This is a genomic window from Rhodoblastus sp. 17X3 (assembly GCF_030056575.1).
Taxonomy (GTDB): domain Bacteria; phylum Pseudomonadota; class Alphaproteobacteria; order Rhizobiales; family Beijerinckiaceae; genus Rhodoblastus.
In genome coordinates this window covers 130,407-147,092 of the sequence record NZ_JASHHX010000001.1, presented here as the reverse complement: position 1 = coordinate 147,092, position 16,686 = coordinate 130,407, and the positions used below count along the sequence as shown (strand labels likewise).

The following is a 16,686-nucleotide window of genomic DNA, read 5'->3' as shown; positions in this document are numbered from 1 at the left end:
CAGGGCGATTGGAGTGTGGTTGATTGATCGCCCCCAAGGACGAGGTTGATCTCGCGACAGACTGCTCTCCGACGGGAGGGGCGCCGCGACCGTATAATCCAGTGAAGCATCACGGAGCCGCTCTTCACTGTCATTGAGCGGTATGGTCGCAGGCTTATTCAGGTGGGTCGGCAACGAGCCGTGATGAAACTGCCGGGCTGTCCCAAGGGCGAATGTCAGCCCGCCTCAGCCAGTTAAAAGGGGCGGCGGATTGGGGTGGCGCGATGCCGTTCGCCTGTCACTTCCGACGGCCGGTTAGGTAGCTAATATAGGCGGCGATCGCGTCGACGTCGCCATCGCTCAGTACGTCTTTGGAAAAACCCGGCATGCGCCGGCCCGGCCAGGAGCGCACGGAGCCCGGATCGCGAATGAGCGCGCGGAACGCCCAGGGCTGGAAATATTCGGTCGGGCTATGCGGCCGGATCAGGTCCGGGCCAATGTCCGCGTCGCCGGCGCCATCAACCTTATGGCAAACCATGCACTGGCTCGTGACGAGCTCCTGACCCTTGCGCGCGGGGGACGCCGCCGCCGCGTCGCCACCGACCGCGATTTGCGGCCAGCGCGTGGCGGGCGCGTCGGAGAGTTGCAGCTTGACAATCGCAAAAGGCCATTGCTCCTGCAAAATCCCCGAAGCCGCCGGATTGAGCCAGACAAGGTAGAAAGGGCCCGTCGCCGCGCCTCCGGGCGTCGGTGGCCAAGGCGCGTCCGGCGGCTCGATTGCCAGCCAGGGAACAGCGTCCTCGCCGTCGGCCGGGAAAAGCAAAGACGCGGGCAGATTGCTGACGAAGCCGTCGGCGGCGACAAATTGCAACACCTTGCCCGGGGGCAGCGCCGGGACGCCGAGAAGGGCGCGCAGCGGAACCGCGCGATAGGTCATCTCGCGCCCATAGCTCGCATCCATGGGCACTGTTATAGTCGCAGCGTCCGGCCTGGCGAGCAGGGTCGCGCTTTCCATGGTGCGCGGCGCGCCGATATCGATGACAAGCTGTCCCGCCGCCGAAGGAATAGCGAGGCCGATGACGACTGCGAAAGCCGCCGCCAAGGCGACCAAATTCCACCGGAGGTGCGCGCACATGAAAGGCCTGACCCTATTTTCCAGTGGAAATTGAATTGTCCTGACCATTAGCACGCAGGCGAGCCGCCACGAAATTCACTCCCACTCGATCGCGCCGGGCGGCTTGGACACCACGTCATAGACGACGCCGTTGACGTCGCCCGAACCCGATGCCGGTTGTCGCCAAATACGAGGGGCGCGAACGTCGGCTCGACGTGGCCGAGTAGTGGAGCATCGCGAGAGAACGGGGCGCAATCCTTATAAATTGCCGAGGGGCGCGGAAGGAACGGCCGATAAAAGTGGCATCGAGCACCTTTTGGTTATTCATATGCGATAGCCGTTTTCAAAATCAAATTTTCCGCATGAAGTCGGCTTACCAAAACCCACCGCGATAAAGGTGCGACGCTTTGAACAAAATTGCGATTGCCGATCTCAGGCCGACCCAACTCACGCTCGGCCTGTCAGAGGTTTCCCGTCGGGCCGCGAAGATAGCCAAAATGTCCGCTGACGAGCGCGAAACCTATCTCGAGCGCAAATCCATTCCTCACATCATCGGTCCGGGCAAATGTCTCTATATGGTCGATCATCATCATCTGGCGCGCGCCCTGTGGTCGCTCAAAATTCGCGAAGCGGCGCTCGGCGAACAACTCGGGGACTGGTCGGATCTCGAAACCCGTCCGTTCTGGCGGAAAATGGAAGCCAAGGGCTATTTCTGGCCAATTGACGCCGACGGCAATCGCCGGCCCTATGCCGCAATTCCGCGTCATGTAACCGATCTGACTGACAATGTCTGGCGTTCGCTCGCGCGACGAGTGCGTGGCGAGGCCTTCACCGATCTCGACACCCCATTCCAGGAATTTATCTGGGGCGATTATTTCCGCACTTTCATGAGCCGCCGCCTGATTGAGCTGGAATTCAATCAGGCGGCGGAACTAGCGACCAAACTGGCTCGGCTTGATGAGGCGCAGGATTTGCCCGGTTTCCTCGGCTAACCGCGTGGCGGGCGTGGCGCGTTCAGCCGGTTGCAATTTTTACCAAACCGTTCCGCCAATGCCGAATTCGACCGCGACATGGATCATTGGGCTTGTCCAGACACGATCTTGAAGTTGTCGGCGTCTCAACGTGACGGGACCGCTTCTAATATTCTCATTCATCGTCGGAAGTCGCTGGTTCGGGATTGGCTTCTGTCGGCTGGCCGGCGACTGTCTTTCGTGGTCAGGTTAAATTTCAGCTTCAGCGCGACAAGAGAGCCCGTAGAGAACGATTGCGGCCGCGGTTGAGACATTGATCGAATTCGCCATGCCCCGCATTGGAATCTCGATGACGGCGTCGGCCAGATCGACGACCTTTTGCGATACCCCATCGAATTCGCCGCCGAGAACAAGGCACACGGGAAATTTCGGTGTAAACGCTTCGGGTCGAACGCTATTGGACGCCAATTCGACGATTGCAATCTGGTATCCGTCAGCCTTCGCGCGAATGACCGCCTCTTCGGCTGATTTTTCCTGAGACCAAGGCGTCCAATATTGCGTTCCACACGCGGCCTGCCCCAGGTTGCGCTTGCGCAGGTCGACGTCGGCCCCAGTGATCACGAGTCGCTCGGCCAACATCGCATCACAAAGCCGAAAGATGGCGCCAATGTTATAGGCCTGCGACACCTGGTCGAGCACCACAAGGATCGGCAGGCGCCGCTTTGCCGCAAAGGCTTCCCGGTCGCATTTGCCCTGGCGCAACACCCCGGTCGGTGAAACGCGATGCCGGCGCTCAGTCTCCATTCATGTCTCTCGTCAACCGATTCTGGCATTTTCTGAGCTTGTAACCCGCGTGTAGCCACGCAGTTCCGCTTACGCTTAAGCCCTGAATGAAGACGATCGGGTTTGCGTCGCCCCGTCGCACAGGAGCGCGCTCCGGTTCACAGCCGTATATCGAAAATTGCGTTGGAAAATGGCGCGCCCGAAAGGATTCGAACCTCTGACCCCTAGATTCGTAGTCTAGTGCCATAGGCTGAAATAGGCTGACAGATCAGGACGCCACATCCCCTTTAATCGCTTATTTTTCTTGAGTTTTTCTCATTTGTCCGGTAGCGTCTAGGACATTGGGTAACAGGTCAAGACGGCTCATTTTCGTTACCCCAGCGATACCCGTAGAATAGGGGGTAACGGATTACATGGCAAAAGACCTCACCGTAAAAGCGCTGGACAGCCTCAAGCCTGGCGCGGCGCGGCGCGAAATTCCAGATGGTCACACGCGCGGCCTTTTCTTCGTGCTTCAACCGAGCGGCGCCGGAAGCTGGGCGCTCCGCTATCGGTTCGCGGGCAGGCCGAAAAAGCTGACCATAGGCCCCTACCCTGCGATCGACCTTGCTGCGGCTCGGAGGCTAGCCAGCGAAGCCGTACAAGTCATCGCGCGCGGTGACGACCCTTCTCAGGCGAAACAGGCCGCGAAGATCGCCGCTCGGGAAGAGGCGGCGCGCGAATACGAAAGCGTCGAGCATGTTGTCGAAACATTCATCGAACGGTATTCGACGAAAAACTCGAAACCCAAATATCTGAACGAGACGCGACGACTGTTGCGGAAGGAAATTTCGGGGCCATGGAAAGGCCGGCGCCTGTCATCGATCACGCGCGCGGATGTTCATGCCCTTCTCGACAAGATCGTCGATCGTGGTTCGCCGATTACGGCGAATAGAACCCTCGCCGGTTTCCGGAAGCTTTGCAATTGGGCGATCGAGCGCGGGATTATTGACGCCTCGCCCTGCGACAAATTGCGGGCGCCGTCTGCCGAGAATAGCCGCGACCGAGTCTTATCGGACGCAGAAATCAAGACGGCCTGGGAAGCGTTTGAGGCGATCGGCTGGCCTTTTGGCCCGATCGCGCAACTGCTCCTATTGACCGGCGTTCGGCGCGACGAGGTTGCGGATGCCCGGTGGTCGGAAATCGACCTCGATAAGAAGATATGGACGATTGCGAAGGAGCGTTCGAAGAACGGCCTCGCGCATGAAATTCCGTTGTCCGATGCGGCCGTGAAAATCCTGAAGGCATTGCCCCGGATCTCAGCCGGCGAGAAGGAGGGGAAGAAATCAGATTTCGTTTTCACGACGACCGGCAAGACGTCTGTTTCCGGTTTCAGCCGGGCGAAAGAGCAATTTGACGCCGTGATACTCGACGCCATCCGCGCCGAGGCGGTTGAGCGCGGCGAAGACGCGGATGAAGCTAAGGCGCCCGCGCGCTGGACGCTTCACGATCTCCGCCGGACGGCCGCCAGCGGCATGGCTGGGCTTGGGATCGCGCCCCATGTTGTCGAGGCGGTGCTGAACCATAAGAGCGGCACGATCAAAGGCGTCGCGGCTGTCTATAACCGATACAGCTACGCCGACGAGAAGAAGGCGGCGCTTGAGGCATGGGCGCGAAATCTCGACGCAATCGTGAGCGGCAAGCTTGCCAGCAATGTCGTCGATTTGGCGAGCGAGAGGGGCTAATTCATGGATCCGTTGATCATAACGCCGGACCTGAGCCCGTGGGAACGAGGGGCTTTGTTTCTGTCAGCGCTCGCCTTTCCGAATGATCGCAGTCGTCGCGCAAAGTTTGAGGCGGGCATATACCTGACCATGCGGAATGGAGCGAAAGCTGCGAGCCGCCGCATCCCTCGAATTGTCGACGTGCTTTTGAGCGTGAGCGACATTCATGAACTGGAAAAGGCCGCCAGTTCCGGATGGAAGATAATCCAAACTGAGCGATTGATTGCTGAGAAAATGGCATGGCCGGAAGCTCACGCCGCGGCTTTCGACATCATCGGTGTCTCGCGCCCCGCGGACGTTCCCAAGCATTTCTCTAATGCGATGCTGAATGCAGTCGATAAGGACGTTGCAGATCGCCGAACGAACAATGGTCCGGGGCGACGTCCGGAAAGCGGCGATGCGCTTCGCAACGATGAAAATATCAAGTTCCGGAAATGGAAACCAAGCATCCCCTCGCTCCATCTTGCTCTCGCCTATAGGTGGGAATGCGGGGACGATAACGGGCTTAGCTTTGGAGACATTCTGGATGATGATGCCCGCACTCGCCGACTTGTCGGCCTCGCAATCTCGTTCAGGCGGATAATCCAAGACGTATTAAAAATACAAGAAAATCAGCTACTTCAAATATTGTTGGAGAATTGAGACTGATAATAAGGCGCTAAAAAACTCAATCTCACCTCAGGCCCCTTCAAGCCGAGGTAAGACATGACTAACGAGCCTGAATTTCCGCTTCCTATCCGCATGCGCGGTCGCCTGTTCTGGCGACGATCCGAACTTGAACTTTACAAGCGCAGGCTGATGGCCGCCGCTCTCGGCGGCACGGTTCCCGAAATTGTTCCCGACCAGATCGAAACTTTCGTGCCCGCCGAACAAGTGGCGCGCGAGTTTGGATTTGGTCGCCGCACCCTTGGCAGGCGCATCGCCGGCCGCAACTCGATGGTGGCGGCTGCGGAATGATGACAGAAAAATTGAACCCAGCCACGCTGGCGGCGGGCCGGGTCCGGAATACGATCAGCTTGGCGGCGATCGATCCGGAGAATAGCCCCCCAAATCTCGTTTTGCAATTTCTTCGTCGCCGCTACGGCGTGGCGCCGGAGATTGCCGCGACAATCGCCGCCCTTGCCGGACTCGGACCGCGCGAGGTGCGGTCATGACCAATACTTGCATTGCCAGTTTCGACCCTGGCGTGACGACCGGCGCCATCGCCTTCGTTTTCACGGACCATCCCTCGACGGTTTCGGCGGAAGATATCCCTGTTGCGGATGGTCAGGTCGACGCCGCCACCCTTGCCCGGCGGTTCGAGATCATGAAGCCCGATATCGCCATCATTGAGCGGGTCGGATCGATGCCGGGTCAGGGCGTTTCGAGCACGTTCAAGTTCGGGCAGGCCTACGGGACATTGATCGGCGTCGTCGCCGCGCTGAAAATCCCGGTCAATTTCGTCACCCCCGGCAAATGGAAACGGCATTTTGGGTTGTCGGCGGACAAGGAGGAATCCCGCGCTCGCGCGCTGCAGCTCTGGCCGGCTCGCGCCGAACTTTTCGCCCGCAAAAAAGACCACGGCCGCGCCGAGGCGGCGCTGATCGCCCGCTTCGCGGCTGAAACGATTGTGCGGGAGGGCGGCCATTGACCAGCGTCCCTTCCGAAGAATTGGCGACAAAAGCCCGCGAAGAATCGCACAGCAACCTCGCCATGGCGATGCATTACGCACGACTCGCGCAAGGCCATCTGGAGATCGCCGACGACGCCGGCGCCATTTGGGATCTGCAATGCTTCGCGGATCACGCCCGCGCGGCTCTTCGCGAGTTCAAGACCGTGCGGGCCGTCATGGCCGCGCCGGTGGAGATGTGTGAGGCTGCCGAATGAGACAACCCATCCCATTCGATCCGTTCTACGAGCAGCCGGGCGAGGCCTTCCAGCCGCCGATGCCCGGCAAGGCGATCCGTGCCAAGCCTTTCGCCTGGATTGAGCCCGACACGATCCCAAAGCGTCAATTTATCTATGGAGGCCATCACACCCGTAAATTCATCAGCACCACGGTCGCGCCGGGAGGCGTTGGCAAATCCTCGCTGGGAATTGTTGAGATGCTCGCGATGACCAGCGGGAAGCCGCTGCTCGGGATCAGCCCTTCGGGTAGATTCAAAGTTTGGATGTGGAACGGGGAAGACCCGGAAGACGAGCTTCAACGCCGCATCATGGCCGCCGCCGTCAAACACGGTTTGGCGGCCTCAGACTTTGAGGGACGCCTGTTTGTCGATTCCGGCCGCGATATGGATCTGGTCATCGCCGAGCAGACCAGAGACGGCGCCCAGGTCATCGCGCCGGTGATCGACGCCATCAAGGCGACCATCATGGCCAACAAGATCGACGTGGTGATTATTGACCCTTTCGTCAGTTCGCACCGCGTCACGGAAAACGACAACGGAGCAATCGACCGCGTCGCCAAGGCATGGGCGAAGATCGCCGACGACACAGGATGCGCCGTCGAACTCGTCCACCACGTCCGCAAGACCAATGGCGCCGAGGTCACCGTCGAGGACGGGCGCGGCGCTGTGGCGCTCCTGTCCGCCGCCAGATCAGCCCGCGTGCTGAATGTCATGACCGAAGACGAAGGCGCCAGAGCTGGCGTCGAACATCGCCGGCTCCATTTCCGCGTCGACAACGGCAAAAGCAATCTGGCGCCGCCGCCGGACAAATCCGATTGGTACAAAATCACGTCGGTCGAGATTGGCAACGGCGATCACGTCGGCGTCGTCACCGTATGGAAATGGCCTGACCCACTCGACCAGGTCACCGTCGCCGATCTCCGCGCCGTTCAAGACGCCGTCGCCGCAGGCCAATGGCGGGATAACTCGCAAGCGGCTGATTGGGTCGGAAAGGCCGTGGCGCAGGTGATGCAACTCGACACCGGCAACAAGCAGCACAAAGCCAAAATCATCGGCCTCCTGAAAATCTGGAAAAAGTCAGGAATGCTCGTCGTCGCCCAGAAGCGGGACGCTAAGCGAGAGCTTCGCGATTACGTCGAAGTCGGGACATTCGCCGATGACTGATTTTGCCGCACCTCACATTGGCTGGAAAATCTGCCCCGCCCCACCCCACACCCCTATAGGGGGTTGGGTGGGGCGCCACATCCGCCGAACTTGCCGCACCTTGCCCCGCCGCACCTTCACAGGTGGGGCAGTAGTGAGCGGACCATGCGAGGAATTGGGAGGGAAAAGACGCCCTGCCTTCTCCACTCGTGCGACGGGATTTTTTTTGCCTTGACCTTGGCCATAAGAAAACCTCCCTGATTTTCCGCCCAAAAGGGCGAAAACAGCAGCGCCGAGTTTTCCTCTCTCCGTCGATCCGGGCGCCATTTCCCGCTTGGTCGCCGGCCCGTAAAAACAGCGCGCACCTGATACAACAACAGGTGCTCAAAAATATTTTCTGATGTTTTTTCAATGTCTTGATTTGTCATATTGGGCACGAATCTCAAATAGGGTAACTTGAGGGTATCAACGCGACGATTTTTCGCGCTCAGAAGGAGGCCAATTTGATCAAGACATTGAAACTCGTCGAACCCATCGACGGCGAAAACGTCTCACCGGGGCGCGAGATGGTCAACAAGCTGCTCGGAGAGCGGCAAGAGCATCTTTCCGAGGCGACTGGCTTGCGTCAGGCCATCGAGCGGCTGAGCGGGGCCGAACAGGCTGAGCACGCCTATAGCGCCGATCTGGCGGGCATCGAAGCCCGCGAGGCCGCAGACGTTCAGGCGTGGGCGACGAGCGGCAAGGGCGACGCTCCCGGCCCGCGCATCGAGGAGCGCAAAGATCTCGAAAATCGTTCGGCTGAGACTCGCGCCACGGCAGCGGCGGCGCGCACGGCGGCTGGCCAGCTTCGCCAGCAACTCAACGAAGCCGAACGCAAGGCCAAGGCCATCGAAGCGGAAATCGAACTGGCCGTCCTGGACATCCTCGCCGAAGAGATCACGCCGATCGTCGACGAATTGAAGGAAGTCGCGGCGCATCACAATAAACTGATCGCCAAAGCCCTCGGCGTCCGCGAGCCTCTGATCCTACTGGGTCATCAGCGCAACTCGCGCCTTCCCAATTCCGGCCTTGAGCATCTTCGCTGGCTTGAGCAGTACGACGCCAAAATCGGCGATCTGAAGCCGGTCGGCCCGTCAACCGACGATGTTCGACGCGCTCAGCTCGAATGGTCCGCCCATATCGCCGAGACGACCGGCGGTGTTGTGAAGGGCCTCGATCAATGAGCGCCCGCTTCCACGTCTACGGTCGGCTGCGCAAGGTTGAGGAAGACGACGACGGCCTGCTGCACATCACCGGCATCGCCTCGACGGAAGAGGTTGACCGGTCCGGCGAGATCGTTCTCGCCTCGGCCATTCGCAAAGCCATTCCCGACTTCATGGCGCATGGGACAGGCGCCCTCCGCTCGATGCACGGCCTGGACGCGGCGGGCAAAGTCGATCACGTCGAGATCGACGACAAGAACCGGACGCTGATCGAGGCGACTGTGGTCGATCCGGTCGCGATCAAGAAGGTTCAGACGGGCGTCCTGAAAGGCCTGAGCATCGGTGGCAAGGTCTTGGGCCGCGACCCGAAAAACTCGAAGATCATCACCAAGATTGCTTGGTCGGAATTGAGCTTGGTCGATCGCCCCGCCAATCCGGAGGCGGTCCTTGATCTGTGGAAGGCTGACGGCCCCGTCGACTATCGCCGAATTGATCCGCGTGACGCCGATTTCCGCAAAGCCGAGGCGCTGTTGGCGCAGGCTGACGATCTCCTTTCGAAGGTCGAGGATCTGAATCGCCGGCTCGGCAACGTCGAGCAGTTCGACAAGGTTTGGCGTGAAGCGAATGCGCGGTCTGCGTCGGTTCGCGGCCGTCCTGAATCCGATTGGAGACAATGATGCAGCTTACGACCCGCCTACTCCCGCCGCCGAACATCCAGCAACAGAGTGTTGTTGCGAACGGCCGCACCTATTCCGCCGCGCCCGGCAGTTATGTCGATGTCCCTGACTTCGACGCCGCAGTTTTAATGGCCAACGGCTGGGCGAATGTCGCTCCGTCGGGTCCGACATCCGCACGGCCGAAGCCCGGCGCCCTGACGCCGCCTTACACGGCCGCGCCCGGCTTCGAGTTCATCGACACGACGCTGAACAAATGGATCGTCTTTGACGGCCTCGTCTGGCGCGATCCCCTCACCGGATCGGCGGTGTGACATGACGGATATGGTCCGATTGATCGCGCCGCCCGGCTGCGATGAGTGCAATTACGGCACCGAGCGATATCGCGTTCACGACGACGGCACCGTCTCCGTTCCGGAACAGGCGGTCGCTTCCTTGACGGCAGGCGCCGGTTTTACCTTGATCGAAGAAGAGGTGGCGCCGGCTCCGTCGCTCGGATCGATCCGGCTGATGGGTTCGCCCCGCGCGGGCTGCTCGTGGCGGGGACAGGCGTTCGCGGCTGACGACGACGGCGTGATCGTCGCGCCGATCGAGGCCGTTGCCGATCTGATCATTCACGGTTTCCGGGTCGCGGAAGAGGGCTGAAATGCCGAAGGGCTACCCGAAAAGCGGCTCACGGAAAATCTCGCCGGAGAACCGTTGCACCGTGTGCAAGCATCCTGAGCGTCCTCGGATCGAGGCGCTTCGCTGCGCTGGTGTGAGCCTCGACAAGCTGGCCGAGCAATTCGACCTGCATCGGGATGCAATCTGGCGCCACATGGAGCGCCATGTCAGCGACGACCGCAAGGCGTCGTATCTGATCGGCGCGGGCAAGATCGCCAAGCTGGCGGAAGTCGCCGCCGAAGAAAGCCAATCGCTGATCGATTATTACGCCATTCTCCGATCGGCGCTTTTCTACCAATTTGATCGCCTCGCGGCGAAGGACGATCTCGCCGGCGTCGTAGCCATATCGGCTCGGCTGACGGACGTCCTGAAGGAGATCGGCCGGGTTACGGGGCAAGTCTCGACTATTGCCAGCAGCACGATCGTCAACGTTCAAAACAATTTCGCCATTCTCAACAGCCAGCCCTTTTCCGAGTTGCAGGCCGGGCTCATTCAGGTCTGCGCCGCTCATCCGGAGGCCCGCGCCGATATCGTCGCCCTCTTCAAGCGCCTCGACGAAAAATACAACGCTGCGCCCATGATCAATGGGGCGCCGCCGAAACTGATGGAGGCGACCCGTGCATGATTCCGCCGACCATTCGCCCTTCGCGCGACTGGCCTCAGCCCTCGAAGACGATTGGGCGTCGAAGGCTCGCCCCCAACAATTACCGCCGCCCGACGACGAATGGACGACCTGGTTGATTTTGGCGGGCCGTGGGTTTGGAAAAACCAGAACCGGGAGCGAATGGGTTCGATCGATCGCCGAGGCCGGCAAGGTTCACCGTATCGCCTTGGTGGGGCCTACGGCGGGCGACGTGCGCGATACGATGGTCGAGGGCGAGAGCGGCATCCTGTCGATCTGTCCGGACTGGAATCGACCGACCTATGAGCCGTCAAAGCGCCGTCTGACATGGCCGAACGGCTGCATTGCGACGATGTTTTCGAGCGAGGAGCCGGAGCGCCTTCGCGGGCCGCAACACGGCGCAGCATGGGCCGATGAATTGGCCGCCTGGCGCAATGTCGAGGAAACGTGGTCGATGCTGCAATTTGGTCTGCGCCTTGGCGAACGGCCGCGCCAGGTTGTGACGACGACGCCGAAGCCGCTCAAAATCATCAAGCAGCTCGTCGCGCAGGATGGCCAGGACGTGAGAGTCACGCGCGGCTCGACCTATGACAACCGCGAGAATCTGGCGCCGACATTCTTTTCGCAGATCGTGCGGAAATACGAAGGCACGCGCCTCGGCCGGCAGGAATTGAACGCCGAGTTGCTCGAAGACGTCCAAGGCGCGTTGTGGACCCGCGACATGATCGAATCCAGCCGCTGGCAGGACCGGAAGGGCGTCAACCTTCGGCGGATCGTGGTCGCGGTCGATCCCGCCGTTTCGGTGAGCGAAACGAGCGACGAGACCGGGATCGTGGTCGCCGCGATCGACGACAACGCCGAGGGCTGCATTCTCGAAGATCTGTCGGGCAAATACTCGCCGACCGAATGGGCCTCGATTGCGGTCAGAGCCTATCACCGATGGGAAGCCGACCGGATCGTCGCCGAAGCGAACCAAGGCGGCGCGATGGTGGAGAGCACGATTCGAGTCATCGATCCGAATGTCGCCATCACCCTCGTCCACGCCTCGCGCGGCAAGGTCGCCCGCGCCGAACCTATATCTGCACTCTATGAGAACGGCCGCGTCCATCACGTCGGGATGTTCGCCGAGCTGGAAGATCAGCTTTGCAGCTTTGAGCCCGGGTCGAACAAGTCGCCGGACCGCCTCGACGCTCTGGTCTGGGCGCTCACGGAATTAATGACCAAGACGATGGTCAAAGGCTCGGCGCTGTTCGAACTGATGCGGCGCGACGCGATGGCGCAGGCGGACGCTCCGGAGCCGATTGCGCGAACCTACGCGGTTGGGTCGGTCGAATGGGACGCCGAACAAGCCAAATCAGCCGGGGATGCAACATGAAGACTTTTTCCCTAGGCGAATTTGCCGCTCATTTGCTGACAATGGAGGCCGATATCCGCCTCGCCGAGGAGGTTGCCGTCGTAAGGGGCTGCAAGCTCATTCAGCGCAAGGCGAAGGGTATGCTCGGCCACCCGCAGCCGTTTTGGCCGGCGCTGAAGCCTGAGACGATTGCGCACAAGGCGAGGGGCGACACGCCATTGCTTGAAACCGGCGAGCTTAAGCGGTCGATCGAGATCACGGCGCCGGTTCATGAAGGAAGCGACATTGCCGGTTATGTTGGATCGAACAACGTGAAGGCGGTCTGGCACGAGCTGGGGACGTCGAAAATTCCGCCGCGTCCATTCTTGTCGGCTGCCGCCATGGCCAATGGCCATTTGATCGCTGAGATGACCGGGAAGCTTGTCTATACCGCGATGATAAGCGGCGGCTCCAACTTCCGGAACGTGGCCCACCTTCTGCACATCCTGAAAGAAACGGGTGAAAAGATCTGGGATGAATTTGGCCCCGAGGATGAAGACGAGGGCAAGCGCAAATGACGCCGGAACTGAAGCAGGCTGTCGAACTCATTCGGGGGGTGATTGCCCCGTTCGCCGATCGATATCTTTACGAAACATGCCTGGATCTCGCGGGGCGACCGCAGGCCGAAATTGACGCCGAATTAGCCCGAATTGGATCCGAGGTCTCACGGCTTATTAAAGAGCTAAACCCGGAAATTTCCGACGCGGTCGCCTTCGCTATGCCGAAGGTTTTCATTGATATGGCGCGCGAGCAACTTTTGACGATGCCGGCGGCCGGTCAGGCGTGACCGACGCCGAACAGCAGAACACCCACCACGGATGCACTGGCGTGCGGCGTCTCGAGGGTTACTCTCGCCATGGCAGTTTTGTAATCAGCTCAATTTCGTTGGGCCCATTTGCAAAATCCAGGCTTGTGCAAAATCCGAATCTTTCGACAATGGCGCCTCGCCGATAGGGTCTTCGGCAACTTGCTGAGGGGGCGGCAGATCATGGTCCGAACGTGGGGACATCGCGAAAATCACGCCGTCGAGCGCCTCGGTTGGCTCAGGGCGGCGGTTCTCGGCGCTAATGACGGCCTGCTCTCCACCTCGAGCCTGATTATCGGCGTCGCCAGCGCCCAGGGAACGCATCAGGCTATTCTCACGGCGGCCGTCGCCGGCCTCGTCGCCGGCGCCATGTCGATGGCCGCAGGCGAATATGTCTCGGTCAGTTCCCAATCCGATTCCGAAACGGCGGATTTGTCCCGCGAACGCAGCGAACTCAGCGAAAATCCTGAGGGAGAGTTGAAGGAACTGGCAGGAATTTACATGAAGCGCGGACTGGACAAGACGCTCGCCCTGCAGGTCGCCGAGCAACTGATGGCGAGCGACTCGCTCGCGGCCCACGCTCGCGACGAACTCGGTATATCGGATTTGACCCGGGCGCGGCCCGTGCAGGCGGCATTGGCTTCCGCAGCCTCGTTCGCGGTCGGGGCCGCCCTGCCGCTGGTCCTGGCGCTGGCGACGCCGGCCTCGCACGTAGTGGAAACCGTATCCATCGCCTCCCTATTGTTTCTGGCCCTGTTGGGCTACGTCGGCGCCAGGACTGGCGGCGCCAAGGTTTTTCAGGCGACGATCCGCGTCACCTTTTGGGGCGCGTTGGCGATGGCGGTCACGGCCGGGATTGGCTTCGTCTTCGGAACGCAAGTTTGACGTGAACGTCGGCAGCGGGTCGCGTCAGCCGCGACTTCGCTTGGTCAATATCCGCATCGCCAACATGACATTGGCGACCTCGCGGGCCTCGTTCTCTGAGAGCCGGCGCAGGAGGCGCGCGCCATCGCCCGGAGCAAGGCGATCTATGAGACGCTGCACCCGGAGACGAAGCGGAACGGCAATTGTGGACCGAACGGACAATTTGTTCGAACGGATGAGGGCGTGTTCACATCAGCGACAGCCGACGCCACCGGCAAGGACGAGCGCACCGTGCGCCGCGCCGCCGCCCGTGGGGAAGCCCTTGGCGATGACCTGAACGACATCGCCGGAACATCGCTTGATAAGGGCGTCGAACTGGACGCGCTGGCGAAAACGGATGCGCCAGCGCGGTCGCCCTATGCGCTTAATGTTGATAGGCGGCGATATAGGTGCCGTCATCCCCGGGGTTGTCCCTTCCAAGCGGGAATTCGATCGCAAGGACGACAACTAGCGCCAGCACGGCGGCAGCGCAGACCAAAAATTCGAGAGCGCCGACGTCGGATGACGAGAGTTTAGGAAGGTGAAAAGAGAAATGAGGAGCATGGAGTGTCTGCGGCATTTCAACCTCCTGCGAGAATACAGTTGCAAAGGCCAAGCGTGCCGCGCCGTCCGACCAAGCGACCGGCGCCAAATTCCTACGTCCTCTAAAATATTAACGCGCAGTGGTCGCTTTCGCACATCACGAATGCGGGAGGGTATCATTTTTGTTGTTTATTTTACAGGCAAAAAAATGACCAATACTTGATCAGGCGTAGAAACCTAGAGCTAAACGGCAGGCTATTTGCTTGTCGAAGACTTGAAGGTCAGATCGATGACAAGCGGTAGAATGGCCGCAAGCCTAGTTGATCATGGACTTTCTGAGCCTCACCCCCGCGCCGCCGCCATTCTCCGCGATGAACTCGACGCCCGCGGCTTCTAGCGCGGCGACCATCTTCGAAACTGCGTCGCCCGAAACTTTCACGCCATTGTCCGTCTCGAAGCGTTTTACGGTCGGCAAGGACAGGCCGGCAGCTTCCGCAAGCTGTGTTTGCGACCAGCCAATAAGACCGCGAGCCGCCCTTACCTGATTAATTTTCGTCATCGAGTCTTGACCAATTTTGGATCATTAATGTATGATCCATTTTGTATCACAAGCTGCTCTTAGGGAGCAACCCATGTCGAAAAACACCATTTCGGCAAGCGCTACCGGCTTGCCTTCTCGCCGCCTATTCCTTGCCGCCGGATCAGCTGCAACCGTGTTCGGCGCGATCTCCGCCGCTGCGCACGGCACTGAAGCTTCCGATCTGCTCAGCCTGATCGCCAAACACCGGGCGGCGCGCGAGGCGTTTTGCGAGGCCATCGATCTCCAGGAGGCGACGCAGGATCGATATGATGAAGCATACCCAGATCCTGTGCTGACGCCGGCCGGTCCAGGCCGCAGCTACGAGCTCACCTACGGCTATGATTTTTGTAAGAAGGGCATCGCCGACGATTTCGAAGAACAGCGCAAGAAGCTGTCGGGACTCGTCCGCCTTGACCCGACAGCAGCCGAACAGGCGCTGGCAGCGATCGACGCCAAGGAGGTCGAACGCATCGCCACCCTCGATGTGAATTTCGCCGCCGATGAAGCTCGCAAGGAAGCGTTCGGGCTCAGCGCCGCCAACCGGCGTTGGCAAGAGACGAACGACGCAGAAAGGGAACTGACCATCATCCTTCTGGCCTACCAATGCCGCGACATCGAGGAGGCGCGGATCAAGGTTGAATACGTTATGTCGTCACCACTCAAGGATGAGATACACGACGAGGATCTTCTGATGCCGCTGCTTCAGTCGTTCGTCCGCCCCACTTTGACAGTTTGAGGAGAGTTCCATGGCCTATCCGAATGACGAGCACCTTGCGGACGCTTTCCGCCGCCTGGAAATGCCAATCTTCAATGCTCTCAATATGTCCGTTCTTTTGACCCAGTTTGCTGAAGACCAGGTTCGCCATGTCGCTGAAGACGTGGGGGGCGACGGCGACCGAAAAATCGTGATCAGCAGCGAGTTCTTGAAAGTGCTGATGTTTTCGATCAATCACGTTGAAGATCTAATCCGCGAGGCGCACACGCAATATCACAAGGCCTATGATGACGCCGTAGCGGTGGCGCCCTTGTCGAAGGAAAAAAGCACCCCCACTTTGAGTCCAAGCTGAGCTTTCCTACCCGACGGCTCATGCCAACTGACGCCCGCCACGGATGCACTGGCGGGCGTTTTTGTTAAGCGGAACGACCATTCGAGTTTCGAGCGATATGCCCATCGTTAACCGTTGCGCCCTTCAGGCAGGCTTCGCGTATTTCGCTACGCCGGTAAAGTCGATCAATACGCAGCGTTGGTCGCCAACAATCCACGCATCGTGGCCAGGCGGCATGTAAAAGGCGTCGCCGGGGCCGTATTCGATCTGAGCGCCGTCATCCATCTTCACCACCATATGACCTTCAAGGACATAGCCGGTGTGTGAAGCTTGGCAGGATGGAGTTCCGGCAATCGGCTTGACGTGTTGCGACCAGCGCCAACCGGGCTCAAAGACACCACGGCCGAAGGTATGATCGCCAAGTGTGACGACTTCAACTTTGCCCTTCCCATCCTTGAATAGGCGTGTCTCGTCGGGCTTGTCGATGTGTTTGCATTCGAGCTTGCCAACCATGTCGCGTCCTCCACTATGAGTTGTTCTGCGGCGGCCGACTCCGTTGGCTCAACAAGCTCATTAAGAGGCGTTTGGTTCCCATCCGAGTGAAAAGTCCGGTGGT

Annotated in this window: 24 protein-coding genes; 18 read left to right on the top strand and 6 right to left on the bottom strand. The window is 60.0% G+C overall.

From position 1 onward, the window contains the following. Positions 1-277: 277 nt before the first annotated feature. Positions 278-1,114 (bottom strand): cytochrome c, encoded by an 837-nt coding sequence (locus QM467_RS00695; RefSeq protein WP_283364357.1) that lies wholly within the window; start codon positions 1,112-1,114, stop codon positions 278-280. Between the two features lie 386 nt (positions 1,115-1,500). On the opposite strand from QM467_RS00695, the gene QM467_RS00690 reads away from it, so the two are divergent. Beyond that, positions 1,501-2,085, top strand: coding sequence for a ParB-like protein (locus QM467_RS00690; RefSeq protein ID WP_283364356.1), 585 nt, complete (start codon positions 1,501-1,503; stop codon positions 2,083-2,085). Between the two features lie 228 nt (positions 2,086-2,313). Here QM467_RS00690 and QM467_RS00685 read toward each other — a convergent pair whose 3' ends face one another. Beyond that, positions 2,314-2,868 carry a TrmH family RNA methyltransferase gene (locus QM467_RS00685; RefSeq protein WP_283364355.1) on the bottom strand — a complete coding sequence of 185 codons (555 nt, stop codon included), beginning with the start codon at positions 2,866-2,868 and terminating at the stop codon, positions 2,314-2,316. A gap of 392 nt (positions 2,869-3,260) precedes the next feature. Here QM467_RS00685 and QM467_RS00680 point away from each other — a divergent pair, with 392 nt between their 5' ends. From QM467_RS00680 to QM467_RS00655, 6 genes are all read left to right on the top strand, one after another. Next, complete coding sequence (locus QM467_RS00680; RefSeq protein WP_283364354.1) at positions 3,261-4,571, top strand: tyrosine-type recombinase/integrase; 1,311 nt, start codon at positions 3,261-3,263, stop codon at positions 4,569-4,571. A 3-nt stretch (positions 4,572-4,574) separates the two neighbouring features. Further along, entirely contained in the window at positions 4,575-5,252 is a 678-nt protein-coding gene (locus QM467_RS00675) for a hypothetical protein (protein WP_283364353.1), read from the top strand. Positions 5,253-5,315: 63 nt separating this feature from the next. Beyond that, entirely contained in the window at positions 5,316-5,567 is a 252-nt protein-coding gene (locus QM467_RS00670) for a hypothetical protein (RefSeq protein ID WP_283364352.1), read from the top strand. Positions 5,568-5,760: 193 nt separating this feature from the next. Beyond that, positions 5,761-6,240, top strand: a complete 480-nt coding sequence (locus tag QM467_RS00665) for a hypothetical protein (RefSeq protein WP_283364351.1) — start codon at positions 5,761-5,763, stop codon at positions 6,238-6,240. Beyond that, positions 6,237-6,476 carry a hypothetical protein gene (locus QM467_RS00660; RefSeq protein WP_283364350.1) on the top strand — a complete coding sequence of 80 codons (240 nt, stop codon included), beginning with the start codon at positions 6,237-6,239 and terminating at the stop codon, positions 6,474-6,476. The genes QM467_RS00665 and QM467_RS00660 overlap by 4 nt, the downstream gene beginning before the upstream one ends. A 59-nt stretch (positions 6,477-6,535) precedes the next feature. Then, complete coding sequence (locus QM467_RS00655; protein ID WP_283364349.1) at positions 6,536-7,660, top strand: AAA family ATPase; 1,125 nt, start codon at positions 6,536-6,538, stop codon at positions 7,658-7,660. Between the two features lie 116 nt (positions 7,661-7,776). Here the strand turns inward: QM467_RS00655 and QM467_RS00650 are convergent, their stop codons facing one another. Further along, on the bottom strand, positions 7,777-8,067 hold the full coding sequence (locus QM467_RS00650; protein ID WP_283364348.1) for a hypothetical protein: 291 nt from the start codon (positions 8,065-8,067) through the stop codon (positions 7,777-7,779). 75 nt (positions 8,068-8,142) lie between these two features. On the opposite strand from QM467_RS00650, the gene QM467_RS00645 reads away from it, so the two are divergent. The 9 genes from QM467_RS00645 (at position 8,143) to QM467_RS00605 (ending at position 13,883) form a co-directional block, all read left to right on the top strand. After that, complete coding sequence (locus QM467_RS00645; protein WP_283364347.1) at positions 8,143-8,862, top strand: hypothetical protein; 720 nt, start codon at positions 8,143-8,145, stop codon at positions 8,860-8,862. Continuing rightward, positions 8,859-9,518: a hypothetical protein gene (locus QM467_RS00640; RefSeq protein ID WP_283364346.1), complete on the top strand. Its 660-nt coding sequence runs from the start codon at positions 8,859-8,861 to the stop codon at positions 9,516-9,518. Before QM467_RS00645 ends, QM467_RS00640 begins: the two co-directional genes overlap by 4 nt. Continuing rightward, positions 9,518-9,829, top strand: a complete 312-nt coding sequence (locus tag QM467_RS00635) for a hypothetical protein (RefSeq protein WP_283364345.1) — start codon at positions 9,518-9,520, stop codon at positions 9,827-9,829. The genes QM467_RS00640 and QM467_RS00635 overlap by 1 nt, the downstream gene beginning before the upstream one ends. Positions 9,830-9,848: 19 nt before the next feature. Continuing rightward, complete coding sequence (locus tag QM467_RS00630; RefSeq protein ID WP_283364344.1) at positions 9,849-10,160, top strand: hypothetical protein; 312 nt, start codon at positions 9,849-9,851, stop codon at positions 10,158-10,160. Position 10,161: 1 nt separating this feature from the next. Then, positions 10,162-10,803: a hypothetical protein gene (locus QM467_RS00625; protein WP_283364343.1), complete on the top strand. Its 642-nt coding sequence runs from the start codon at positions 10,162-10,164 to the stop codon at positions 10,801-10,803. Next, on the top strand, positions 10,796-12,175 hold the full coding sequence (locus tag QM467_RS00620) for a DNA-packaging protein (RefSeq protein ID WP_283364342.1): 1,380 nt from the start codon (positions 10,796-10,798) through the stop codon (positions 12,173-12,175). The genes QM467_RS00625 and QM467_RS00620 overlap by 8 nt, the downstream gene beginning before the upstream one ends. Further along, a complete protein-coding gene (locus tag QM467_RS00615) occupies positions 12,172-12,711 on the top strand; it encodes a hypothetical protein (RefSeq protein WP_283364341.1) in 540 nt (179 codons plus the stop codon). Before QM467_RS00620 ends, QM467_RS00615 begins: the two co-directional genes overlap by 4 nt. Then, entirely contained in the window at positions 12,708-12,980 is a 273-nt protein-coding gene (locus QM467_RS00610; RefSeq protein WP_283364340.1) for a hypothetical protein, read from the top strand. Before QM467_RS00615 ends, QM467_RS00610 begins: the two co-directional genes overlap by 4 nt. 201 nt (positions 12,981-13,181) lie before the next feature. Then, positions 13,182-13,883 carry a VIT1/CCC1 transporter family protein gene (locus QM467_RS00605; protein ID WP_283364339.1) on the top strand — a complete coding sequence of 234 codons (702 nt, stop codon included), beginning with the start codon at positions 13,182-13,184 and terminating at the stop codon, positions 13,881-13,883. 403 nt (positions 13,884-14,286) lie between these two features. Here the strand turns inward: QM467_RS00605 and QM467_RS00600 are convergent, their stop codons facing one another. Next, positions 14,287-14,481 carry a hypothetical protein gene (locus QM467_RS00600; protein WP_283364338.1) on the bottom strand — a complete coding sequence of 65 codons (195 nt, stop codon included), beginning with the start codon at positions 14,479-14,481 and terminating at the stop codon, positions 14,287-14,289. Between the two features lie 279 nt (positions 14,482-14,760). Then, complete coding sequence (locus QM467_RS00595; RefSeq protein ID WP_283364337.1) at positions 14,761-15,003, bottom strand: helix-turn-helix domain-containing protein; 243 nt, start codon at positions 15,001-15,003, stop codon at positions 14,761-14,763. A 73-nt stretch (positions 15,004-15,076) separates the two neighbouring features. Here QM467_RS00595 and QM467_RS00590 point away from each other — a divergent pair, with 73 nt between their 5' ends. Beyond that, positions 15,077-15,760, top strand: coding sequence for a hypothetical protein (locus tag QM467_RS00590; protein ID WP_283364336.1), 684 nt, complete (start codon positions 15,077-15,079; stop codon positions 15,758-15,760). 10 nt (positions 15,761-15,770) lie between these two features. Continuing rightward, on the top strand, positions 15,771-16,091 hold the full coding sequence (locus tag QM467_RS00585; RefSeq protein ID WP_283364335.1) for a hypothetical protein: 321 nt from the start codon (positions 15,771-15,773) through the stop codon (positions 16,089-16,091). Between the two features lie 123 nt (positions 16,092-16,214). On the opposite strand, the gene QM467_RS00580 is transcribed toward QM467_RS00585, so the two are convergent. Next, positions 16,215-16,583 (bottom strand): cupin domain-containing protein, encoded by a 369-nt coding sequence (locus tag QM467_RS00580; protein ID WP_283364334.1) that lies wholly within the window; start codon positions 16,581-16,583, stop codon positions 16,215-16,217. Positions 16,584-16,686 lie beyond the last annotated feature (103 nt).